Source organism: Xanthomarina sp. F1114, assembly GCF_026410255.1.
Taxonomy (GTDB): domain Bacteria; phylum Bacteroidota; class Bacteroidia; order Flavobacteriales; family Flavobacteriaceae; genus Xanthomarina.
The window spans coordinates 157,777-179,410 of the sequence record NZ_JAPMLL010000004.1 but is presented as its reverse complement, the minus strand read 5'-3'; the positions used below and the strand labels follow the sequence as shown (position 1 = coordinate 179,410).

At 31.3% G+C, this 21,634-nt stretch carries 26 protein-coding genes; 9 read left to right on the top strand and 17 right to left on the bottom strand.

What is annotated here, in order from left to right; translation table 11 throughout:
- Window positions 1-93 precede the first annotated feature (93 nt).
- The gene (locus tag OS188_RS04710; RefSeq protein ID WP_267147672.1) at window positions 94-573 is read right to left on the bottom strand and encodes a Dps family protein; all 480 of its coding nucleotides are present in this window, start codon (window positions 571-573) and stop codon (window positions 94-96) included.
- Window positions 574-679: 106 nt separating this feature from the next.
- Between OS188_RS04710 and OS188_RS04705 the strand changes: the two genes are divergently transcribed.
- Both OS188_RS04705 and OS188_RS04700 read left to right on the top strand, forming a co-directional pair.
- On the top strand, window positions 680-1,621 hold the full coding sequence (locus OS188_RS04705; protein WP_267147671.1) for a LysR substrate-binding domain-containing protein: 942 nt from the start codon (window positions 680-682) through the stop codon (window positions 1,619-1,621).
- Between the two features lie 151 nt (window positions 1,622-1,772).
- Entirely contained in the window at window positions 1,773-3,479 is a 1,707-nt protein-coding gene (locus tag OS188_RS04700; RefSeq protein ID WP_267147670.1) for a T9SS type A sorting domain-containing protein, read from the top strand.
- Window positions 3,480-3,549: 70 nt separating this feature from the next.
- Here the strand turns inward: OS188_RS04700 and OS188_RS04695 are convergent, their stop codons facing one another.
- The 4 genes from OS188_RS04695 to OS188_RS04680 form a co-directional block, all read right to left on the bottom strand.
- The gene (locus tag OS188_RS04695) at window positions 3,550-3,747 is read right to left on the bottom strand and encodes a hypothetical protein (RefSeq protein ID WP_267147669.1); all 198 of its coding nucleotides are present in this window, start codon (window positions 3,745-3,747) and stop codon (window positions 3,550-3,552) included.
- Window positions 3,748-3,876: 129 nt separating this feature from the next.
- Window positions 3,877-4,677 carry a TIGR00266 family protein gene (locus OS188_RS04690; RefSeq protein WP_267147668.1) on the bottom strand — a complete coding sequence of 267 codons (801 nt, stop codon included), beginning with the start codon at window positions 4,675-4,677 and terminating at the stop codon, window positions 3,877-3,879.
- Between the two features lie 112 nt (window positions 4,678-4,789).
- Entirely contained in the window at window positions 4,790-5,245 is a 456-nt protein-coding gene (locus tag OS188_RS04685; RefSeq protein ID WP_267147667.1) for a DUF4442 domain-containing protein, read from the bottom strand.
- A gap of 139 nt (window positions 5,246-5,384) precedes the next feature.
- Window positions 5,385-6,572, bottom strand: a complete 1,188-nt coding sequence (locus OS188_RS04680; protein ID WP_267147666.1) for a T9SS C-terminal target domain-containing protein — start codon at window positions 6,570-6,572, stop codon at window positions 5,385-5,387.
- A gap of 162 nt (window positions 6,573-6,734) precedes the next feature.
- On the opposite strand from OS188_RS04680, the gene OS188_RS04675 reads away from it, so the two are divergent.
- The 4 genes from OS188_RS04675 to OS188_RS04660 all read left to right on the top strand — a co-directional run bounded on the left by OS188_RS04675 (window position 6,735) and on the right by OS188_RS04660 (window position 10,213).
- Window positions 6,735-7,181 (top strand): DUF4870 domain-containing protein, encoded by a 447-nt coding sequence (locus OS188_RS04675; protein WP_267147665.1) that lies wholly within the window; start codon window positions 6,735-6,737, stop codon window positions 7,179-7,181.
- Window positions 7,182-7,243: 62 nt separating this feature from the next.
- Complete coding sequence (locus OS188_RS04670) at window positions 7,244-7,582, top strand: PadR family transcriptional regulator (protein WP_267147664.1); 339 nt, start codon at window positions 7,244-7,246, stop codon at window positions 7,580-7,582.
- The gene (locus OS188_RS04665) at window positions 7,582-9,354 is read left to right on the top strand and encodes a PspC domain-containing protein (RefSeq protein WP_267147663.1); all 1,773 of its coding nucleotides are present in this window, start codon (window positions 7,582-7,584) and stop codon (window positions 9,352-9,354) included. Before OS188_RS04670 ends, OS188_RS04665 begins: the two co-directional genes overlap by 1 nt.
- Before the next feature lie 130 nt (window positions 9,355-9,484).
- Window positions 9,485-10,213 carry a head GIN domain-containing protein gene (locus OS188_RS04660; protein ID WP_267147662.1) on the top strand — a complete coding sequence of 243 codons (729 nt, stop codon included), beginning with the start codon at window positions 9,485-9,487 and terminating at the stop codon, window positions 10,211-10,213.
- 164 nt (window positions 10,214-10,377) lie between these two features.
- Here the strand turns inward: OS188_RS04660 and OS188_RS04655 are convergent, their stop codons facing one another.
- Together OS188_RS04655 and trxB are read right to left on the bottom strand one after the other, a co-directional pair.
- Window positions 10,378-10,830, bottom strand: a complete 453-nt coding sequence (locus tag OS188_RS04655) for a GNAT family N-acetyltransferase (protein ID WP_267147661.1) — start codon at window positions 10,828-10,830, stop codon at window positions 10,378-10,380.
- A gap of 131 nt (window positions 10,831-10,961) precedes the next feature.
- Complete coding sequence (gene trxB, locus OS188_RS04650) at window positions 10,962-11,942, bottom strand: thioredoxin-disulfide reductase (protein ID WP_267147660.1); 981 nt, start codon at window positions 11,940-11,942, stop codon at window positions 10,962-10,964.
- A gap of 283 nt (window positions 11,943-12,225) precedes the next feature.
- Here trxB and OS188_RS04645 point away from each other — a divergent pair, with 283 nt between their 5' ends.
- Window positions 12,226-12,627 carry an arsenate reductase family protein gene (locus tag OS188_RS04645; protein WP_267147659.1) on the top strand — a complete coding sequence of 134 codons (402 nt, stop codon included), beginning with the start codon at window positions 12,226-12,228 and terminating at the stop codon, window positions 12,625-12,627.
- A gap of 19 nt (window positions 12,628-12,646) precedes the next feature.
- Here OS188_RS04645 and OS188_RS04640 read toward each other — a convergent pair whose 3' ends face one another.
- From OS188_RS04640 to OS188_RS04610, 7 genes are all read right to left on the bottom strand, one after another.
- Window positions 12,647-12,970 carry a hypothetical protein gene (locus tag OS188_RS04640; protein WP_267147658.1) on the bottom strand — a complete coding sequence of 108 codons (324 nt, stop codon included), beginning with the start codon at window positions 12,968-12,970 and terminating at the stop codon, window positions 12,647-12,649.
- Between the two features lie 106 nt (window positions 12,971-13,076).
- A complete protein-coding gene (locus OS188_RS04635; RefSeq protein WP_267147657.1) occupies window positions 13,077-13,235 on the bottom strand; it encodes a hypothetical protein in 159 nt (52 codons plus the stop codon).
- Window positions 13,236-13,275: 40 nt separating this feature from the next.
- Entirely contained in the window at window positions 13,276-13,437 is a 162-nt protein-coding gene (locus OS188_RS04630) for a DUF1328 family protein (protein WP_267147656.1), read from the bottom strand.
- A 229-nt stretch (window positions 13,438-13,666) separates the two neighbouring features.
- Complete coding sequence (locus tag OS188_RS04625) at window positions 13,667-14,116, bottom strand: ferritin-like domain-containing protein (RefSeq protein ID WP_267147655.1); 450 nt, start codon at window positions 14,114-14,116, stop codon at window positions 13,667-13,669.
- Between the two features lie 262 nt (window positions 14,117-14,378).
- Entirely contained in the window at window positions 14,379-14,588 is a 210-nt protein-coding gene (locus OS188_RS04620) for a DUF6327 family protein (protein ID WP_267147654.1), read from the bottom strand.
- A 32-nt stretch (window positions 14,589-14,620) separates the two neighbouring features.
- Complete coding sequence (locus OS188_RS04615; RefSeq protein ID WP_267147653.1) at window positions 14,621-14,968, bottom strand: hypothetical protein; 348 nt, start codon at window positions 14,966-14,968, stop codon at window positions 14,621-14,623.
- A 3-nt stretch (window positions 14,969-14,971) separates the two neighbouring features.
- Window positions 14,972-15,304, bottom strand: coding sequence for a YtxH domain-containing protein (locus OS188_RS04610; protein ID WP_267147652.1), 333 nt, complete (start codon window positions 15,302-15,304; stop codon window positions 14,972-14,974).
- Between the two features lie 186 nt (window positions 15,305-15,490).
- Between OS188_RS04610 and OS188_RS04605 the strand changes: the two genes are divergently transcribed.
- A complete protein-coding gene (locus tag OS188_RS04605) occupies window positions 15,491-16,855 on the top strand; it encodes an NAD-dependent succinate-semialdehyde dehydrogenase (RefSeq protein WP_267147651.1) in 1,365 nt (454 codons plus the stop codon).
- A gap of 11 nt (window positions 16,856-16,866) precedes the next feature.
- Window positions 16,867-17,019, top strand: a complete 153-nt coding sequence (locus OS188_RS04600) for a hypothetical protein (RefSeq protein ID WP_267147650.1) — start codon at window positions 16,867-16,869, stop codon at window positions 17,017-17,019.
- 196 nt (window positions 17,020-17,215) lie between these two features.
- Here OS188_RS04600 and OS188_RS04595 read toward each other — a convergent pair whose 3' ends face one another.
- From OS188_RS04595 to OS188_RS04585, 3 genes are all read right to left on the bottom strand, one after another.
- Window positions 17,216-17,716: a pyridoxamine 5'-phosphate oxidase family protein gene (locus tag OS188_RS04595; protein ID WP_267147649.1), complete on the bottom strand. Its 501-nt coding sequence runs from the start codon at window positions 17,714-17,716 to the stop codon at window positions 17,216-17,218.
- A 48-nt stretch (window positions 17,717-17,764) separates the two neighbouring features.
- On the bottom strand, window positions 17,765-18,793 hold the full coding sequence (locus OS188_RS04590; protein ID WP_267147648.1) for a helix-turn-helix domain-containing protein: 1,029 nt from the start codon (window positions 18,791-18,793) through the stop codon (window positions 17,765-17,767).
- Window positions 18,794-19,030: 237 nt separating this feature from the next.
- Window positions 19,031-21,625, bottom strand: a complete 2,595-nt coding sequence (locus OS188_RS04585) for an ATP-binding protein (protein ID WP_267147647.1) — start codon at window positions 21,623-21,625, stop codon at window positions 19,031-19,033.
- Window positions 21,626-21,634 lie beyond the last annotated feature (9 nt).

Sequence of the window (21,634 nt, the reverse complement as noted above, 5' to 3'; positions counted from 1 at the left end):
TTCTAAATGTATTTACATAAAAAAAAAGCGACCTTTTGGATAAATAAAATATCCAAAAGGGTCACTTTTTACTTGCTATTAATCTTGGGGATATTACACAGTTTCTCCTAACCAAGCTTTCATCATCCAAACGGTTTTTTCTTGTTCCGAAATAAAGTCACTCATCATGGCGTTTGTCCCTTCATCATTAGCCTCATCTGTTTTATCTAGAATTTGTCTTTCTATTTTCAATAATTCAGTTAAAGAATCAACAATTAGACGAACCGCTTTTTCGTCTTGAGAAATATTTTTACCAACCGGCACTTTTGCCAACTTTGTATAATCTTCAAAAGTATGTAAAGGTGTTTCCCCTAAAGTTAAAATACGTTCAGCAATTTCATCTACCTTAATATTGGCATCTGTATATAATTCTTCAAACTTAACATGTAAATCGAAAAAGCGTTTCCCCTTTATGTTCCAATGGATTCCTCTTAGGTTTTGATAATATATTTGAAAATTAGCTAATAGATTATTTACATCTTTAGCAATGTCTTTAGTTTTATTTTGGTCTAATCCAATACTATTAATAGTCATAATATCTTGTTTTTTAATTATATACTCAAATTTACAAGATAATTAACAATTTTATACATAGATTTAATTGATAGATTTTATATTTTTATAATCTAAATTGATACTTATGACCATTACTCAACTAAACTATGTTTTGGCAGTAGCCGAAAATCAGAATTTTACAAAAGCTGCTGAAAAATGCTTTGTAACCCAACCCACATTAAGCATGCAGATTCAGAAACTAGAAGAAGAATTAGATATTTTAATTTTTGACAGGAGCAAAAAACCGATTGAATTAACAGATGTAGGTAGAAAGATAGTAAATCAGGCTAAAAATATAGTCAATGAATCTAACCGAATTCAAGACATTGTAGATCAACAAAAAGGTTTTATTGGTGGCGAATTTAAACTAGGTATTATTCCTACGATAATGCCTACACTTTTACCGATGTTTTTGAAGGTGTTTATAAGGAAATACCCAAAAATCAAACTTAAAATTGAAGAGTTAACCACAGACGAAATTATTTCCAGATTAAATGAAGGCCATCTAGACGCTGCTATTGCGGCAACTCCGTTAGAAATTGAAAGCATAAAAGAACGTGTACTATATTACGAACCCTTTGTTGGGTACATTCCTGAGCATCATAGATTATATTCTGAGCAAAAAATAAATACATCCGATTTAGATATAGACGATATGCTACTTCTAGAAGACGGCCATTGTTTTAGAGATGGAGTTATTAATTTATGTAAAACCTTCAAAAATCAGATAGACACTAATTTTCAATTAGAAAGTGGTAGCATTGAAACCTTAATAAAACTATCTAATGAAGGTTTAGGAATGACCCTACTACCCTATCTACACACGTTGGACCTCAACGACAAAACTAAAGCAAACCTACATCACTTTAACGAACCAACACCAGCTAGAGAGGTAAGCTTATTATATCATAAAAGTGAATTGAAAATGCAGATTATTGAAGCTATTCAAACTGTTATTTCTAGTATAATTAGAGGTGCCATTGCATTTGAAAACGTAGAAATAATAAGTCCGTTACCAAATAAATAAAAAACCTTTTTAAAAGTATTACTTTTTAATCAAATTTTAATTTGGACAAACTTTTATTAAACCGCTTTTTTATAGTAATCTCATAGAATAAACTCATGCCTTTTTTTATTATGTTTGCTTCCTAAATAATAAATCTAAAAATACCCCGTAAATGAACAACAACTTTACTCCAAATCTAAAGTATGTAACTCCATCTATTTTATTAGTTTTCATATTTTTTATAAGTGCTATCTTTAACACAAATGCCCAAACAGTTATCGAGGCAATAAATACGCAAAAAGGTACAGAAATTCCAGCAAAACGGAGTCAGTTTTCTAAGCATTTTATTAATGAAGATGGTACTTCAACGGCCATTGTAACCGCTGGAAATAGTTTAAACTACACGAATACTGAAAACAAATGGCAAACTATTGATAATAATATTATTGCTAGTAATACCCAAAAATTTCCAAATCACCCTTGGGAAAATACAAAAAACAGATTCCACAGTTATTATCCAAATGATGTATCTCAAGGAATTATTACAACCTATACTGAGGGAACTGTTAAAGAAGGTTTAAATAAGAGAATGGTTTGGCTGGATGTAAATTTCAATACTATTTCCGAATTTAACATGGCGCATTCTACTGCCAATGTTAGAAACAATACTGTTGAATTTAGCGATGTATTCTCAGGAATCGATTTAATTTACACACAGCTGAATGATGGGAGAAAAATGGATTATGTATTAAGACATGCCGATATTACAGAAAACCTTTCTCCAGATGTTCATTATCTAGCTTTTGCTGAAGACATTGAGCTTCCTGAAGGTGCTACTTTAGTACCTGAGAAAAATCAATCTGGAATTTCTAATATCAATATTCTATTAAAAGGAGAACTTGTTTTTAGATATGATTTGCCTAAACATTACGATAGCGACAATAAGGAGGTTTTTTCTAACTATATAGTGCGTAATAATACTATATATACATTGGTAGAAAAAAGTTGGCTAGTATCTGGGTTAAACTACCCAGTATTTATTGACCCAACAGTAACAGTTTATCCAACCGGAAACGGAGATTATGTTACAGGTTGCATTGACAATGAAGGAACAGCAAACAAAACAGCACCTGCCGATATTTATGCAGGGATGAGATTTGCATACGGGCAGGAAACCGGAACTAGACGCTTTTTTAGAGCTTGGGCTTCCTTTGATGTATCTACCATTCCAGATGGCTCAACTGTAGATAATGTTGTTTTTGGTTGTTATATTGGGCTCAACTCATTATATCAACCAGAAGGACAATATATAAGAGTAGGACCAATAGTTAGTGGTATTCCAAATCAAGAAACAGGTCCAACATTATATAATATGTGTGGTGAAAATCCTAGTGACGCATTTTTTTCTGTAAATCCAGGAGTAACTTCTACCGACGCCTCGTTAGATTTAACAAGCATAGCTCCAAGTTATATAGAAAGTAGTTTATTTTCGGGAATTTTCTCTTTGAGTTTTGCTCCTGAAGGAAATTATACTTTAGATGCAACAGAACAAATTGGTATTTATGGAAGTCCTCGTCTTGAACAAACATCCAATGGAAAACCGTATTTAATTATAACCTATACGGACGACACCATTGGTGTAAGCGATTTTGATTTGCATGATGTAGGCGTTTATCCTAATCCAACACAATCTGAGCTAATAATAACTTCAAAAGAGCAAGTTTCTGTTATTGAAATTTATTCAGTATTAGGACAATTGGTTCTTTCTGAAACAGATAAAAGCAAAGTAGATGTGGCAACTTTATCTAATGGTACATATATCTTAAAAGTGACTTTAGCTACCGGAAAAACTCTAAACAAAAAAATTATAAAGAATTAAGTTTTTATAAACTTTTTCCTTTTAGATAATCAGATAAGTAAAAAAAAAGCGACCGTTTGGTCGCTTTTTTTTACTCTTTTAAATAGATTAGACATTGATTTAAGTCAGGGTTTTGCTGTACAAGAGATTCTATAAAAACCTTTAACTCTTCAATTTCATAGGGCAATAATCTTTGAAGGGCCTTTTGTACTTCTCTGCAAAACAATGTAGTGTCAAAACTTACTTTATCAAGTACAGTTTTAGTGTACTCGAACATTGCTCTAGACATAATTTTAATAGTTTTTGGTTATAAGTAGATTTGTATAATACGCTTTATAGTTTTGTTTAGTATGCTAAATTTAATAAAAAAAAGGGTTGCTTTCCCAAATAAAGGAAAATTTAACAATCTATTATAGATTTAAAATCTATTATCTCCATCTAAAAGATCTCCCAAACCTCCAAGAATACTACCTTCACCTTTATCTTTCCCACCTCCTTTTGGAGCAGCAGCCAATACACGGCCAGCCAATCTACTAAATGGTAAAGATTGAATATAAACCGTTCCTGGGCCTTGAAGTTTAGCAAAAAACAAGCCTTCACCACCAAAAATAGTATTTCTAATCCCTCCTATAAACTCAATATCGTAATCCACATCTTGTGTAAAACCAATAATACAGCCAGTATCTACACGAAGAATTTCGCCCGAACGCAATTCTCTTTTAACCATAGTGCCTCCGGCATGTACAAAAGCCATTCCATTGCCTTCTAGATTTTGCATAATAAAACCTTCGCCACCAAACAGGCCTCGTCCAAGTTTCTTGCTAAACTCAATACCAATACTAACTCCTTTAGCTGCGCAAAGAAAAGCATCTTTCTGACAAATAAACTTGCCGTTAAAAGCTGTTAAATCTATTGGAATTATTTTTCCAGGATATGGAGAAGCAAAGCTAATTCTACGTTTACCCGATAGGTTATTATAAAAAGCTGTGATAAATAAACTTTCTCCAGTTAGAATACGTTTCCCTGCTCCAAGTATAGAACCTAAGAAACCTTCATCTTTAGAAGAACCATCTCCAAAAATAGTTTCCATTTTAATGCCATCGTCCATCATCATAAAACTCCCAGCTTCTGCCACAACCCCCTCTTGTGGGTCAAGCTCTATTTCTACAAACTGCATTTCTTCACCGTAAATCTTGTAATCTATTTCATGAGCCTTCATAATTTTGTTGTTTATTGGTTAATTTATCAGTTAGTGAATTTGATAATTAGTTACACTTTTTTGGAAAAAAATTCAATCTAACAACTAGTTATTAAAACCGTACAATTGAAATCTATGACTTTAGTTTAAGAGTCCATTCAAATTTAAAGTTAGAAACTTCTATTCCATCAGCATTTGTCCCTTTTGCGTGCATCCACAATGTTTGTCCTTCACCCGTTTCTATAGCCTTTTTAATTACCTCTCTTACTTGAGCTCCATCTGTGCAAACAAAGGTTATTTTTCCAGTAGCCTTTTTTACAAAACTTGCTTGATTATTAGCTACCAACATAGAAATTCTCTCTCCACTCTCTTTAATTTCCTGCATGACTAAGGCTCCAGTAGTTAGCTCGGCTGCCATACCTTGCACTGCCCAAAACATGGACTTAAATGGATTTTGGTTTACCCACCTATGCTTTACAGTAACGACACATTTTTCCTTATCGATATAACGAGTTCTCACGCCAGTAAAGTAGGCTGATGGTAATTTAAAAAGTAAGTATGTATTGAGTTTATTTGGTGTTATCTTCATTTTTTTTTATTAAAACACCTCCTGTTTAAACAAGAGTTTCACTTTTTTAATTTTTAAGTTTTATTTATTTCTTTTTAATGAGAATCTATTAACTTTAAGCAACTGCATCTTTTAACAAAAACCATCGTGTTTATATATTTTATTTTTTCTCTACAATAAAAGCTGGCGGGTATTTAGTAGTAAATAAACAATCCCAACTACTAGCAAACATAATTTTTGTTCCATCTCTATTGGGTACAGCTTGGGCACCTTGTTCATAGCTGTCGTGATAGGTTGCATGATGAACCCCAAATCTTTCAATTGTATTACTTGAATCTAATTTTATTGCTAAAATCTCTTTTTCGCCAATAGTTTTGCAACATCCCTCACTGATATAGGCCCAGCCCGGTCTATTCGTATTTCTACAACTAATATGCCCTCCCCAAACTCCATAGGCTTCGGTATATTCAAAAAGTGGAGTTATTAGGCCATCACTCAATCGAATCATTTTTACATAATAATTATTAGCTCTTGTTTCTTCATCTCCAAAAGCCACATAAACTTCATTTCCATCAACATCAATCCCGAGATCGGCATGAGTAGTATAATCAGTTAAATGTCTCTTATTTGTAAAATCCAGATCATAGACTTTCAACCCTTGATTATCAGCATTACCATCTGGTTGCCAACTTACAATTGCATAATTTCCTAAAGGACTAACCGAAAACCAATCTAGCCCTTCTTTTGAGCCTAAAAATTTAGTTCCCACAATAGTAGAATTTAAAATATCGAAAACTATTAAGGTAACATTATTAAAATTCTCTCCTATTAAGCCAATATATCTATCATCGTAAGACATATTACCCTCATTATAACCGTAGCTTATTGTTTGAAAATCTCTGAAGGTGTGGATTGTTTGACTAACATTAATTATAATATTAAATGAAACCAATCTATTCCCTTTAGTTCCATACATTAGATTAGGATTAGTATTCGACCAGGTTGCAGAACTAGGGATTTTAGCCCATTTTATAAATTTATATGTATTGCCATCTAAGATAGCAGCAGGAAAGCCCGCTAATTTAATAAGTGTTTCGTCACTATTCCATGGAGAGTCTTTACTGTAATGATGACGTAATTGCTGAGTATCTCCTCCAATAACTTCCACATCGCTTACTCGAGTTACCTGATTACCAAAACTATTTGTAAAGGGCACCAAATATTCGGGAGCTGTCAATGCAGGTGTGTATGCTTCCCATTTAGTTTCCATAATGTTTTCGTCCTTCGGATATGTTTGAGCAAAACCAATAGAACACATTAAAAACAACACAAATACCAACCTCTTCATTTTACTGCAAACTTTAATTGAAAACATATTATCCAAATGACAATATATTAAAAATAAACGAATCGGTATTTGTTAATTTTTTGTTAATTTTTAGTACTTTGTATTGCATAATACCTTTTTTAAGACATATATTTGCATAAGCTACTATTATATACTTTTAAGATGATGGACAAAAACCACAAAAATATTGCCACATTAATACACTTATCAACTTTTTCTAGATTCTTTTTCCCTTTAGGAAATTTTTTAGGACCGCTCGTTCTTTGGATTGCTAACAAGGATAAATCTGACTTTATAGATGTGCATGGAAAACAAGCATTAAATTTTCAAATTAGTATTTTATTGTATGCCATTATACTGGGAATGATAACAATTCCATTATTTGTATTTAACCTAATTAATGGATTTGACTTTATGGAAATTGTTTCTTTTAACAGCATTCATATTAGTTTAACCAAACCTTCACCTCTGTTATATATTTCTGGAGGACTCGGTTTTATTGCAGTCGTTGGGTTTATCCTTGAATTGGTTTTTATAGTAAAAGCAAGTCTAGCTGCAAAAGATGGAGAAAATTATAAATATCCCTTTACCATCAACTTTTTAAATTAAATATCATCAATTAATTCAATCAAAAAAATGAACAGTTTAAAAAATTAAAAATGCTTTAGAATATGAAGATAGAGAACACAAAAGCGCAAATGCGAAAAGGTGTATTAGAATACTGCATTTTATCTGTCCTAAAAGACGAAGATGCTTATGTTGCGGAAATTTTAGGAACCCTAAAAGATGCAAAAATGCTAGTAGTAGAAGGTACTATTTACCCTTTATTAACACGTCTCAAAAATGCAGGACTACTTAGTTATAGATGGGAGGAATCCACCTCTGGTCCACCTCGAAAATATTATAGTCTTACCGAAACAGGAAAATTATTCCTTCAAGAATTAAACACTACTTGGAGTGAATTACAAAACGCAGTTAATATAGTAACCCGTCAAAAAAACACGAAATAATGAATAAAACAGTCAACATAAATTTAGCAGGTATATTTTTTCATATAGATGAAGATGCATACTTAAAACTACAACGCTATCTTGAGGCTATAAAACGTTCATTTACTGATTCTCAAGGACGTTCTGAAATTATTGCAGATATTGAAGCTAGAATTGCTGAACTTTTTAGCGAACGCGTTAAACATGACAAACATGTTATTGGCAACAAAGAAGTTGATGAGGTAATTACCATAATGGGACAACCAGAAGATTACTTGGTAGATGATGAAATCTTTGAAGATGAGCCAAAATCCCATTATCAAAGTCGTCATTCTGGAGCATCTAAAAAGTTGTTTAGAGATCCTGACAACTCGTATATTGGTGGAGTAGCTTCTGGCCTTGGTTACTATTTAGGAATAGATTCTCTTTGGGTTAGATTACTTTGGATTCTACTTGCTCTAGGATCTGGTGGAACCTTTATCTTTATTTATATCTTATTTTGGATATTAGTTCCTGAAGCCTTAACTACTGCAGATAAGCTCACTATGACAGGTGAACCTGTAAACATTAGCAACATTGAAAAAAAAATTAAAGATGGGTTTGAAAATGTAACACAAACCGTTTCCGATACAGTAAAAAACATTGACGTCTCTAAACAGAGTAATAAAATAAAATCAAGTTCTAAGTCGTTTTTTGACACTATTGGAGACATCGTCATGTTCTTTTTAAATATTATTGCAAAATTCATTGGAATATTATTAATAGTTACCGGCGCATCTGTATTAATTGGCTTGATTATAGGCTTTTTTACAGTGGGAGTTGCAGACATTATTAAAGTTCCTGGAATTGATTTTTTAGATGCAGCCAATGCAGCAAACACACCACTTTGGCTCATGTCTTTATTATTGTTTTTTGCTATAGGAATTCCGTTTTTCTTTTTATTCTACTTGGGATTAAAAATTCTAATTAACAATTTGAAATCTATTGGAAACATTGCTAAGTTCTCTTTATTAGGCATTTGGTTATTGGCTCTAATTAGTTTATCAGTAATAGGAATAAAACAAGCCAGTGAACATGCTTTTGACGCTAGTATTACAAAAAAGACAGAGCTTAATATTACAGCTAACGACACTCTAAAAATTAAAATGTATGGTAATAATTCTTATGAAAAACATACTAGAAGAAGCTCCGAGTTTAAGTTGGTTTATAATGATAAGGACGAGAAAATAATTTTCTCTTCAAATGTGAGACTTATCGTTAGATCCACAAAAGACAGCTTAGCTTATATCCAAATAGAAAAAAGTGCTGAGGGCAGTAGCTATAAACAGGCCAAAGAACGTGCTACAAATATTAATTACAATTACAATTTAAGAAATAAGGAATTGAAGTTGGATTATTATCTAACAACAGAATATAAAAATAAGTTTAGCGATCAGGAAATTGAAATTATTTTATACCTCCCAGAAGGTACCACTCTTGTTGCAGATGAAAACACTTCCAGTTATCATAGTAATTCAAGTCGTTATAACGACATTCTGGAACAAGGTATGGAAGGCTACTTCTTGAAAATTATGGATAATTCTATGTATTGCCTAGACTGTCCCGACGGCTTTAATCTAGACATAGATGTTAATAAAAAGAAGTCTAAAGTTAAAATAAATAATGAAGGAATAGATATTAAGTCAAACGATTCCAGTCTAGAAATTAATCATAAAGGTGTCAAAGCCAAAAGCGAAAGCGTTAGAGTAGATATAGACGAAAATGGCATAAATATAACCTCAGATGGAAATTAATCAGTTCATCTATTAATAATAACAGTTCAGAACTATTTAGTTTCTAAACAACCTTTAAAAAATAATCTTTGAATAACTAATCATTTCTCTAAGCTAAAACTTTGGAGAACACATCAAAAAACGAACAATTATGAACACATTAACAAAAGTTTTAGCTTCTATTATTATGGCCATTGTAATGATGTCCTGCAATTTCGACGGGAAATTTGGGATGGGAGTTAAAGGTAACGGAAAAGTAATTTCTAAAGAACGGCCTCTAGATAAATCCTTTAATTCGGTAAAAGTAAGTCGTGGTTTAGATGTATACTTAACCCAAAGCAATGTTGAAAATTTAACAGTAGAAGCAGATGAAAACCTGCATGAACTAATTACAACAATTGTAGAAAATAACCAACTTATTATTTCGACCACAGATAATATTGGAAGATCCTCTTCAAAGAAAATACTTTTAAGCTTTAAAGACTTAAGTTCTATTATAGCTACAAGTGGTAGCGATGTATATACAACAAATACTATTCAGGCTCAAGACATAGAATTAATTACAACAAGTGGAAGCGATATGGAATTATCAATTAATGCAACATCTATTTCTTGTGAATCTACAAGTGGAAGCGATTTAGAACTAATGGGTAAAACAGATACGTTTATTGCCGAAGCATCAAGTGGAAGTTCTATTGAAGCTGAAGATTTAATAACTGTAAATGCACAAGTAAAAGCTTCGAGTGGTGCAGACATTGTTGTTAATACATCTAAAAAGTTAACGGCTACAGCTTCTAGTGGTGGAGACATTAGATATGTTGGGAGCCCAGAAGTATTAGAAAAAAGTGATAACGTTTCTGGTTCTATAAAAAGCGACTAAGAGATAATTATCAATTAAAAGTAAAACCACCTTGAACTTTTAAAGTTTGGTGGTTTTTTATGTTTTAATCCCCCCTTTCTGGTAATAGTTATACATTAAAAAACTAGTTCCCAAATTTATCCTTCTGTAGTACTTAGGTTTTCTTTTCTATTAAAAAATTAATATCAATAACCAATTTGTTTAGTCTTTAATTTCATTTGATAGAGATCAAAGTGTTTTGCCCAAAAATCGGGTTCAACAAACTCCAATTCAAATCCCATTTTCTCATAAAATTTATAGGCTAACTGAGTAGTTCTAACAACGATTACTTCTATTTTTCGATTCTTATTTATATGATCAATTCGGAATTGAGTTAGTTTTTTACCAATTCCTTTCCCGTGGGAATCTGAAGCTACAAGGTCCCAGGATATTCTAGCTATTTTTTCTTTATGAAAGTAATTAATTCCACCTGCTCCAAGAATTATAGAATTTTCTTCGTATACATAATAGTCTTCAATTTTATTATCCAAATAGTTTATATAATCGCCTTCTTCTGAAACATCAAAATATTCCGGAGTATTTTGTCTTAACAGCTCTATTAGCCTTGGTTTATCCTTAGTTAAATATTTTCTAATCACGATTATAATTTAATCATTTGAAATCTAATTTTTGTTAATTAACAACATTATATTTTTTTATTTATGTTTTATAAAACAAAAAAATCCGAAAACTTTTGTTTCCGGATTTTCCATTATAAAAAGAATTCTATTTAGTTATATGTAGAAGTTGCTACTTCAAAATCAGCATCTTTCGCAGCTAAGTAACGTTCTGCATCAAGAGCTGCCATACATCCTGTTCCAGCTGCAGTAACAGCTTGTCTATAAACATGGTCTGCCGCATCTCCAGAAACAAAAACACCTTCTACATTAGTTTTAGAAGTTCCTGGCACATTTTTAATATACCCAGTTTCATCTAGATCTAAAAAGCCCTTAAAGATGTCTGTATTTGGTTTATGTCCAATTGCCACAAAAAACCCAGTTGCTGGAATTTCGAACTTCTTATTGGTTATATTATTAAAAACACGAACACCTGTAACCACTTGTCCATCTCCTAGAACCTCATCGGTTTCTGTATTGTAAAGAATCTCAATATTTTCAGTTTTTTGTACACGCGCAGCCATAATTTTAGAAGCTCTAAACTCGTCGCGTCTTACCAACATAGTTACTTTTTTACAAAGTTTAGAAAGGTAGTGCGCTTCTTCGCAAGCTGAATCTCCTGCTCCAACAATTACAACTTCCTGATTTCTGTAAAAGAAACCATCACAAACTGCACAAGCAGAGACTCCTCCTCCTAGTTTTAGATATTTTTGTTCAGAATCCAAGCCTAAATACATAGCTGAAGCTCCCGTTGAAATAATTACTGTATCGCAATGAATTTCTTTAGTTTCGTTTACCCATACTTTATGCACATCTCCCGAGAAGTCTACACGCGTTACCCAACCATTACGAACATCTGTATCAAAACGTTCGGCTTGTTTTTGTAACTCTATCATCATTTCTGGGCCGGTAACACCATCTGGATATCCTGGGAAATTCTCAACCTCATTAGTTGTAGTTAATTGACCACCAGGTTGCTCTCCTTGGTATAAAACAGGATTCATATTCGCTCTAGCGGCATAGATTGCTGCAGTATATCCTGCAGGTCCAGATCCTATAATCAAACACTTTAATTTCTCTATTTTTTCAGACATAATACAATTGTAATTTATTTATGCAAAAATAGAGCTTTTAAAAGAAATCATCCCTCAATCTTATTAAAAGTTATTATTGTAAGATAGCTTTGTTTTATCCTTTGGTTTAAGTTACAAATTAGAAGGGTGTTTTTATCAATAAATCAATAATTTATAGCTTTTATACAAATTCAATTTAAAACCATATTGATACATGTTATTATTTTAAATGAATTAAGATTATTTGTTTTCGAGTTAGCTTGGTCTCTTTTTGTAAACTATTTTAGTAGATAAAATAAAACTAATGGGAACAATTTCAACAGATAAAAAGAAAATTATACTTTATTACAACTCGGAGACCCCCTTAGGCAAGCAAGCCTATGGCTTTGTTCAAGCTTCAAGCAAAAAGGTCTTAGCAGTGGATATTTCTAAAACAAAAATTACTGGTACGCAATGGTTAGAAATTTCCGAAAATTTACATACCATTCTTTCAAAACTTGTAAATCAAGAACATCCTGACTTTAAAAACAACTATGGTTCTGGAATATCTTTGGATAAAGAAGATTGGATTAAAGTGCTACAAAACAAACCAAAAACCTTGCGCTGTCCTATATTGGTAAATGGGAAGGAGTTTCATTTAATTGAAACGCCTTCTCAAATTACCAAACACCTTGAATCTGAGGAGAACAAAAAAACCCTTAAGTAAAAACTTAAAGGTTTTTTTATTAAATGTTTTCGTTAGAACGATCGTTTTCTTTCGGGATTTCTTTAAAAAACTCTCCCACGCTTGTATCGCTTCCTCCTCCATAACTTGCCGTAACCAAACCTTTTAAATTATCGTCTGTTTCTATAACGTATAAAATAGACATGTCCGAAGGGTTACTTAAACCTTCAAATCTATGTTCTCTTAAAATAGTAATTTGTTGAGGTTGATACTTGTTTTTACTTTCTAGTTCTACTAAAAAATTATTTTCGCATGTAAAATTACATGTATATCCTTTTTTCTGATATTTTTCTATTATATCTAATTCGTTTCTATCTTGATTCATAATATAAATTTTAAAATTAAACAAAAGCAGATAAGCTCTTTGAAGAATGCTTATCTGCTTTTTCACTACTAACCAAACTAACTAATTTTATTGATTTTCACTTTTGTTAATCAAACGCGTCTTCAACATCGTCTGCAGCATCATCAACTGCATCTCCTACATCGTCTGCAACATCTTCAATGCTGTCGTTTTTTTTCTCTCTACAACTTGGAAGCACCAAGGAAATAGCGAATGAAAACAAAAATATATAAAGTAACTTTCTCATAATAAATGGTTTTAAAAGATTGATTGTTTAAGTTTATTGTTTATACTTTTTTACGTCCCATAAATAGCGAAATAATAAATAGAACGATAAATATGAAAAATAATATTTTAGCAATTCCGGCTGCTGCTCCAGCAATACCACCAAAACCTAAAATTCCGGCGATTATAGCAATTATAATAAATGTGATTGTCCAACGTAACATAATATTTGGTTTAAAGGGTTAATTGTAAGAGAACTGACTATCAAATCTCTATACTATAAATATCGGTATTTATATTCGCTGTAGGTTGCTCTATCGAAATATCCTTTAACTCAAATAAGCTTTTAAATTTAAACCATAAACCTCAATTATAATAAAGCCACTTTTTATAAAATAGAAAAGAGACACTTAAAAAAGCGTCTCTTTTCTTGTTAAGTTTAAACTTCTGGAATTATTTTAGATCCTCCAGACGTTTAATGGTGTTAAGTTCTTGCGAAATAGTGTTTTTCTGATTCATTACAATATTTCTTGTAGACGAAGGTAAATTAGTTTCGTTTAAAACTTCGTTATATTCTTCAACTGAAGCCTTTTCGCCTCTAATTGCCTCTTCTAACATAGACTCTTCATTATCTGCAGAAAAAACAGCTTTCACATCCATCCATGTTCTATGTGCAGCACCAGTAACGCTTCCATTATTCTCCGGTTCTTCACCGTAATTTTTAATTTCAGATTTTAACTGATGTCCAAAGTCGTATCGTTCTGCCGCTTTACGGTTAAAAAAGTTTTTTAAAGCTGTATGATCTGTATGTTCTGCAGCTTTTTTAAATCCTTTTTCAGCATCGTAATTTTTTTCTAGTAAGGCGTTTAACTTATTTCCTACTTCTTTTGTGTATGAGTTCATAATAAATATATTAATATTTTAAACATGTTCTTTATAGATGTCTGTTGCTTGTCATCTTTTAATATCCGATAAGAATCTTGATATTTATATTATAAAATTAAGTCTTTAAAAGAGTTTTGCTTAGTGCAAAAAAAAATAAGATTAACCCAAATCAATTTAATAGCGGTAATCTTATTTAATATTCTTAAAAACCATTTCTCAATTAAGAGAATTGTAGTATTCATATTGTTGCAGCCCTGACTTCTATCTAATTAGCTAGCAACTATTTTTTTAATAAAAGTTTTCTTAAGAATACAAATACTCCATATTTCCCAGTTCGACTTAAAAAGTTTTCTATCCAGTTTAAAGGATTGATTTCTTCTTTAAACTCCGTTTTTACCACCTTTAATTCTTCCCATGCAACTTTACGTTGAAGATCGAGAAGTTTTAAATCGTTTTCAATCTGATCAAAATTTGTATAGGATGGTTTCATATAATTTTAGTAATTGTTTATAGATTGAGTTTCTAAGAGAAGAACTTATCTCCAATTTTTTGTATCACTATTCTATTGATAGCACCTCTACCTACATATATTAAAATAGCAATAAGCATAAAGAAAACACCTACTATTAAAAAACCTAATAAAGGGTTTTCTAAAGCATCTCCAATAGCTAAAGCTGCAGCAACAGCGCAAAATATAATTCCAAGAAATAGAAAAGCACTTATTACAACCAACTTTGTAACCATACTAACGGACAAAGTTAATTGTTGAAATATTTTTAGCTTAAGATATTGGTGAGACGATTTAAAATATGTCTCACCTATATCTGCAGCTTTGTCTGTAGTTTCTCCTATAGAATTAAATAGGTTCATGTTTTATGATGCTTTTTGAAACTTCTTATTCTTTGCTTTTAATTCTTTTAATTTAGCTTCTAAAGTGGAGATAACATCCTCGGCTTTATAACTAGCGTCAGAGACAATAGATTCCATTCTATCTTCTAAATTATGAGTTTCAGAACTTACTGTATGAGCAATTTTATCTCTAATATCAGACGCTGAAGATGATAATCTATCTTTTTGCAATTCTGCTTGATCTGCAATTCTTTGTCTGGTTACACTTCCTTTATCTGGAGCAAATAAAATTCCTAGAACCGCCCCAAGGGATGCTCCTGCTAAAACTCCTAATGCTGTACTTCCGTTATTATTCATAATAATTTATACTTTTTAGTTAAACTTCTTTTTTACTATTACAAATATCCAACAAATGGAGGGAGTTCATTAACGCTAAAGATTAAATTCTTGACCGAAACCCATATAGGTAAAAGAGTTCATTGTTTTATGGAATACGGCAAACTACAATCTAAACAATCCATATATTTAAATAAATACTTTATTATGTCAACTAAAATTAAAACAATAAATCCCTATACGGGAAAAGAGATTAAAAGCTATAACCAGTTTTCTAAATCTACTATAGAGACTTATTTAAAGCGGTCGGAAACAGTGTTTAATACTTGGAGTGAAGAAGCTATTTCTCACAGAACTAAATTGCTAAAAAACCTATCCAAGAATCTTATTAAACACAAACAACATTATGCTGCTTTAATGACAGAAGAAATGGGAAAACCTATTTCACAAAGTTTAGCAGAAATTGATAAATGTGTGTTTTTAAGTGATTTTTACGCTAAAAATGCAGATCAATTTTTAGCAGACGAACTTATAGAAACAGACGCCAAAGAAAGTTTTATAAGTTATGATCCGTTGGGATGCATTTTAGCCGTTATGCCTTGGAATTATCCATTTTGGCAAGTGCTTAGGTTTGCAATTCCAACATTAACTGCAGGAAACACGGCATTATTAAAACACGCTAGTAATGTTACAGGCTGTGCTTTAGCCATTCAAGATTTATTTCTAGACAGCGGTTTTCCTGAAGGTTGTTTTCAATCCCTTATTATTAATCATGAGCAGGTTGAAAACCTCATTGCCGATCCACGAATTAAAGCAGTTTCTTTAACAGGAAGTGAAAAAGCTGGAAAACATATTTCTAAAATTTCAGGAAATAATCTTAAAAAAGCAGTTTTAGAATTAGGTGGAAATAATGCTTGTATTGTTTTGAAAGATGCCGATTTAGATAAGCATATAGCTACTATGGTAAATGCAAGAATGCAAAATACCGGGCAAAGCTGTATTGCAGCAAAGCGTTTTATAGTAGAAGAATCTGTTTACGATGAGTTTCTTGAGAAGTTTAAAGCTAAAGTAGTTTCTTTACAAGTTGGAAACCCTGTTAAGGAATTTACAGAAGTAAGTGTTCTAGCCAGAGAAGATTTAGTTGAAATTTTACAAAAACAAGTAAATGATTCTGTTAAAAAAGGAGCAAATATTCTCATAGGAAATAAAACTGAAAAAGCATTTTTCGCTCCAACTATTCTAACCGACGTAAAGCCCGGAATGCCGGTTTTTGATGAAGAAACCTTTGGCCCCGTTGCAGCTATAATTAAAGTAAAAGATGCTGAAGAGGCTTATAAAACAGCTACAAACTCAAGATTTGGTTTAGGGACAATGGTCTTTACAAGAGACAAATCGAAAGCAAAAAAACAAATTTTAAAAATCCAAGATGGTGCTTTTTTTATAAACGAACTTGTAAAATCTGATCCGAGATTACCCTTTGGAGGCACCAAAGCTTCAGGTTATGGAAGAGAGCTTTCTAAAGAAGGAATTCATGAATTTGTAAACAAGAAAACAGTATATATTAACTCATAAAACTAAAAACTATGCCAATTATTAAAGACGAAAACTCAGAAAGAGAAGACTATTTATTACAAGACGATAAGAAAACTAAATTTGGAGCCACTTTTATTATTATAGCACTTTTTATATTAGTTGTTGCGGTGATAATTTCTGGCTTATATTTTAAATGGTTTTAGAAAAACTATTGCCATTTAGAGTCAATTATTTTTATTAAAACTTATGCTTCATTATGTAATAACACCTCTTACAACGAGTTACAGAATGAAAGGATTTATAGAGAGTCTATTTCTAAGATTACACAAAACTTTAGGATGTAAATAGAAAAAACCCGACAAGAGTCGGGTTTTAAAATTGTTATAAATTTATATGTTACTAGTAACTTTGTAAGTTAACATAACCTTTTTTGTCAACATTTGAATCTACTGCTTCGATAAGTTCGAAAAACGACACTAATTTATTTAAATTGGCATCCCAATAATAAGCTGTTTCCATATTAACATTTAACAAGGCTAAATCTGGATCTTCTTTCCCATCAAACCATTTGTTTATCATTGGACTCCATAGCTCGTCGATTTTCTTCTCGTCAACTATGTGTGTGGCATTCCCAAAAATGGAAATATAATTTTGTTTATGTTCATTAGAATATAAAATCTGAACACGATTATCGAATGCAATATTTCTAAAATGTTCACTATTTTTTGATGTAAAAAACCACAAATCTCCTTGGTTATCCATTTGTAATAATGTCATAGGACACACCGAAAACGGAGCTTTATGCAATTTTGTTGCCAGCATAACAATTTTAGGTTCGTCTATTAGGTTTCTAATTTTTTGAAATCCTTGTTCGTGTTTTTTATAATTTATAGTACTCATTGTAATATGTTTTTAAGATTAAACTTTAAAAGATAATTTTGTCTAAGATTAGGCAGAAATTGCAACAGAACCCTGTGCAAATTTGTAATCTTTAGGACTACAGTTATACTTTTCTTTAAAAATTTTAGAAAAATAACTTCTACTTGTTAAACCAATAGAATAAACTACTTCAGAGATATTCATATCTGTATTTTTAATTAATTCTTCGGCCTTTTTAATACGTACTTCTCTAATATATTCTGTAACTGTATGTCCGTGCATTAATTTAAAACCTTCTTGAAGTTTTGATGGCGAAAGTCCAAATTGTCTATATAATTGGTTAATAGTAATTTGATTATCGAAATCTTTATTAATATATCTTGATACCTCTTGAATAGTTTCAATTTCATTTTTAGTTAATGAACCCGTATCTTGTTGTGGATTTTTAAGATCGTCTGCGTGTTGCTGTATTTCTAACGCTAGAATAACATGAACTAGACCTTGAATTAAAAGACTTCTAACTACTCCTCTTTGCGAAATAGCATTTAATTGCTCTATTTTTTCAGCAATCTGTAGATTATGAGACCCGATATAAACGTAGTTTTCTGAAGAATCCTTACTATAAAAGGTTTCTTTGAGTTTGTCTTTTAATCCATCGTTTCCAGGAATATTACCTCTATTTGCGGTTTGTACAGTAATTAAAGTGGTTTTTAACTGTTTGTCTTTAGTAAAATACAAAACGTGTTCGTTATTTTTATTACAAGTTAAAATTCCTGTCTGGTAACTTTCCAGAGTACGTTTCTCTTCATTTAAACCAAAACTATGAGTTATGCTTCCTTTAGAACAATATGTAAAGTATATAGGATTCTTGTCCTTAATATTTATAGACAATTTTAAATTATGATAAAATACCATATCAAATTCAAGATAAGAAATACCACCTTTTAAGGTCATTCCTTTAATCTTTCCTTTTCCAATTTCATTGTTTATTTCTAAGGTATATTCCTTTAAATCTTTTAAAAGATTTCCGCCAAAATTAGCTTGTAATTGTTCTAACATGGCCTTTATACTGCTTGATTTTAAATGTGTGGTTTTCATAGTGTTTTGTTTTATAAATGGATGCTTGTTAAGCTCGATTATAAAGGTCGTAACACAATGACCATATTCTCTTACACAATTTTCGTTTTGTGTTATAGAACTATAGGATTTTATGCAAATAGCTGTTAAATAAAATATAAAACGTAGATATTTGGTCTAAAATAAAATGAATCAGTAACTTTTTAAGATAAGTTCTAAAATGTTTTTTTGTTGAAAAAGAAACGTCTAAAACCTGTTTTAAGCGGGTAAATAAATAAAAAACTGAGAGCCTTTGCCCAGTTTTGCACTAGCATGAATAAAGCCGTTATGGTTTTCAACAATTTTTTTACAAATCGCTAAACCAATTCCCGTTCCAGAATACTCGTTTTTTTGATGCAAACGCTGAAAGACTTCAAAAATCTTATTAGAATGTCTATCATCGAAACCAATACCATTATCGGCAACCGTAATTTTATAATAATAAAGGTGAGATTTTACAAAATCGATAGAAATATTTGAAGCATGGATTTTTTCTAACTTAATTTCAATAGTGGGCGTTTCTGTTTTGCTTTTATACTTAAGTGCATTAGAAATAAGATTTGAAAATAATTGTTCTAATTGAAAAAGTACACCTTTTATTTCAGGAAGGTCATCTACTTTTATTATAGCGTTAGCATCGGCAATACGTGTTGCTAAGTCTTCTAACACCTTTTCTAAAACAAGATTTAAATTTACACTTTCAAAATCTGTTCTACTACTATCTATTTGAGAGTAAGCCAATAAGTTTTGTATAAGCGATTGCATTCGGCTTCCAGCCAGCTTTACTTTTTCGAAATAAGCTCTGCTTTTTTCTGAAAACCGTTCGTTTTCTTTATCTTCTATTCTTGATACAAATAACTGAATTTTTCTAAGTGGCTCTTGTAAATCATGACTAGCTACACGATTAAAAGATTCCAATTCTGCATTACTTTGTTTAAGGTCTAAGTTACTTTTACGCAAACTTTCTTCGGTCTCAACGGTCTCAGTTACATCTTGAACAACACCAATCATCACTGTTTTATTATTCTTATTGATAAACTGCCCATTGGTTTTAAAGTGTTTTATAGAGCCGCTTTTTGTAATTACCCGGTAGGTATATTCTCTAGGCTTCATATCTTGTAAAACCTGTTCTGTAATATTTTTTACAAACTCAATATCTTCCGGATGAATAAATTCTGTATACTTTTTTAACGATGGATCAAATTCATTAACTTGATAGCCTAACATGCGAAAAAAGTTATCGGATATCTCTGAAATATCGGAATCCATATACCATAAATAACTCCCAATTTTAGCAATACCTTCTGCACCTGTTAAAATAGAGTTTCTAATAACAAGCTGCTCGTTTAAATTAATAAGTTGATCTGCTCTCTCTTTTTCTTCTGTAATTTCTCTAGAGGTTACGGTAACTCCATCTCCCAATTTTATAGCAGTTGATCTAAACCAATATAATTTATCGTTTATCTGATGAGAAATTTCATAAGTTTCAGATTCGTTATTTTCAATTGCATTTACTAAATATTCAAAAACTCCAGATTCAAAAATATGCGGATATACTTGCGATACTTTTTTGTTTTTTAAATCTTCCGGAACATCTCCAGTAAGTGGGTTAATTCTATTATTTACAAATAAAATCTCAAAGTCAACAATCTTTCCTTCTGTATCTCTAATACTTTTAAAATTCATTACTACATGAGAAATACTTTTAAAGATATTAGCTAAAAATGCACGATTGTCTAATAAGGTTAAATTTTGCTTCTCTAGTCTTTTCTTTAAAGATAATTGCAATGTTTTAGCCTTTTCTTGCGCCGAAGTATTACGAGCTGTTTCTAAAATACCATCTGCCAAAGGAGTTACTATGGACTCAAACCACATTTTTTCACCTTTAATAACAACTTGTCTTTCTGAAATGGTTTTGCTTTTTTTATTGTAGCAGAATTTCATTTCTTCAAATTCGCCATTGTCCATTATAAAAGGAAAGACTTCAGAAATGGTTTTACCTATAATTTCATCTGGCTCCAATCCAAAGTAATCTCGATTACAATCGTTTGCAAATACAATTAAAAAGTCTACAATTTTATCTGTATCGTCTATAATGGGTTCGTAATAATTAACCACATTATCTGTGGTAGATAAGACACTTTTTAAAAATGCCTCAGATTCTCTAAATCGTCTTTTATTTTTATAAATTCTTATAAATGAAATAACAAAAACAGAGAGCGCAAAAAATGCGAGGAACAATAAGGTTTTTGGAGCTAAAGACTTATATGAATCATAGTCGGCTTTTCTCTCTTGCATTAAACTTTCTTCCTCGACCAACATCTCGTTTTTAATTTCCCGAAGATGGTGTAAGGTACCATTTATTTTCATTGTTTGATTCTGTGGAAAGGAAAAAGACTCCATAGAGCCCTGACTTTCTTGACCTTCAACTTCTTTAAGTTGTTGATACAATCTGTCTAACAAAGTATTTAAGGTTTCCAGTCGGTTTAGTTGGTCTGGATTATCGTTAATAAGCAATTTTAAACTATCTACTATAGTTTGACCTTCTAATTTATAGATTTCAAAAGCTCTACTTGAACCTTCTGTTTTTAAAATATTTTTTCTAAATTCTTCAGATTCCGCTTCAGTAAAGTGTGTTGTTAAATTACTAATTCCATTATAAACTTGTAGCGTGTGTTTTACTGTTTCTGCAGATTTCTGCATACGTATAATCTGCTTATAAGTAGTTAGTGTTGAGAATAAAAATAATCCCAAAGCAACAAACAATAAAAAAATATACGTTTTTGAAGACGTATATAACTGCTTAAAATCCATAGTAACAAA

Bases quoted from the DNA above. Each gene is read 5' to 3' on its own strand.
- OS188_RS04695 (WP_267147669.1), bottom strand. From the start codon at position 3,747: ATGTCTAGAGCAATGTTCGAGTACACTAAAACTGTACTTGATAAAGTA.
- OS188_RS04605 (WP_267147651.1), top strand. From the start codon at position 15,491: ATGTCAACTAAAATTAAAACAATAAATCCCTATACGGGAAAAGAGATT.
- OS188_RS04640 (WP_267147658.1), bottom strand. From the start codon at position 12,970: ATGAATCAAGATAGAAACGAATTAGATATAATAGAAAAATATCAGAAA.
- OS188_RS04595 (WP_267147649.1), bottom strand. From the start codon at position 17,716: ATGAGTACTATAAATTATAAAAAACACGAACAAGGATTTCAAAAAATT.
- OS188_RS04615 (WP_267147653.1), bottom strand. From the start codon at position 14,968: ATGAACCTATTTAATTCTATAGGAGAAACTACAGACAAAGCTGCAGAT.
- OS188_RS04680 (WP_267147666.1), bottom strand. From the start codon at position 6,572: ATGAAGAGGTTGGTATTTGTGTTGTTTTTAATGTGTTCTATTGGTTTT.
- OS188_RS04690 (WP_267147668.1), bottom strand. From the start codon at position 4,677: ATGAAGGCTCATGAAATAGATTACAAGATTTACGGTGAAGAAATGCAG.
- OS188_RS04710 (WP_267147672.1), bottom strand. From the start codon at position 573: ATGACTATTAATAGTATTGGATTAGACCAAAATAAAACTAAAGACATT.
- OS188_RS04635 (WP_267147657.1), bottom strand. From the start codon at position 13,235: ATGAGAAAGTTACTTTATATATTTTTGTTTTCATTCGCTATTTCCTTG.
- OS188_RS04660 (WP_267147662.1), top strand. From the start codon at position 9,485: ATGAACACATTAACAAAAGTTTTAGCTTCTATTATTATGGCCATTGTA.
- OS188_RS04625 (WP_267147655.1), bottom strand. From the start codon at position 14,116: ATGAACTCATACACAAAAGAAGTAGGAAATAAGTTAAACGCCTTACTA.
- OS188_RS04585 (WP_267147647.1), bottom strand. From the start codon at position 21,625: ATGGATTTTAAGCAGTTATATACGTCTTCAAAAACGTATATTTTTTTA.
- OS188_RS04675 (WP_267147665.1), top strand. From the start codon at position 6,735: ATGATGGACAAAAACCACAAAAATATTGCCACATTAATACACTTATCA.
- OS188_RS04705 (WP_267147671.1), top strand. From the start codon at position 680: ATGACCATTACTCAACTAAACTATGTTTTGGCAGTAGCCGAAAATCAG.
- OS188_RS04620 (WP_267147654.1), bottom strand. From the start codon at position 14,588: ATGAAACCATCCTATACAAATTTTGATCAGATTGAAAACGATTTAAAA.
- OS188_RS04685 (WP_267147667.1), bottom strand. From the start codon at position 5,245: ATGAAGATAACACCAAATAAACTCAATACATACTTACTTTTTAAATTA.
- OS188_RS04665 (WP_267147663.1), top strand. From the start codon at position 7,582: ATGAATAAAACAGTCAACATAAATTTAGCAGGTATATTTTTTCATATA.
- OS188_RS04610 (WP_267147652.1), bottom strand. From the start codon at position 15,304: ATGAATAATAACGGAAGTACAGCATTAGGAGTTTTAGCAGGAGCATCC.
- trxB (WP_267147660.1), bottom strand. From the start codon at position 11,942: ATGTCTGAAAAAATAGAGAAATTAAAGTGTTTGATTATAGGATCTGGA.
- OS188_RS04645 (WP_267147659.1), top strand. From the start codon at position 12,226: ATGGGAACAATTTCAACAGATAAAAAGAAAATTATACTTTATTACAAC.
- OS188_RS04700 (WP_267147670.1), top strand. From the start codon at position 1,773: ATGAACAACAACTTTACTCCAAATCTAAAGTATGTAACTCCATCTATT.
- OS188_RS04590 (WP_267147648.1), bottom strand. From the start codon at position 18,793: ATGAAAACCACACATTTAAAATCAAGCAGTATAAAGGCCATGTTAGAA.
- OS188_RS04670 (WP_267147664.1), top strand. From the start codon at position 7,244: ATGAAGATAGAGAACACAAAAGCGCAAATGCGAAAAGGTGTATTAGAA.
- OS188_RS04600 (WP_267147650.1), top strand. From the start codon at position 16,867: ATGCCAATTATTAAAGACGAAAACTCAGAAAGAGAAGACTATTTATTA.
- OS188_RS04630 (WP_267147656.1), bottom strand. From the start codon at position 13,437: ATGTTACGTTGGACAATCACATTTATTATAATTGCTATAATCGCCGGA.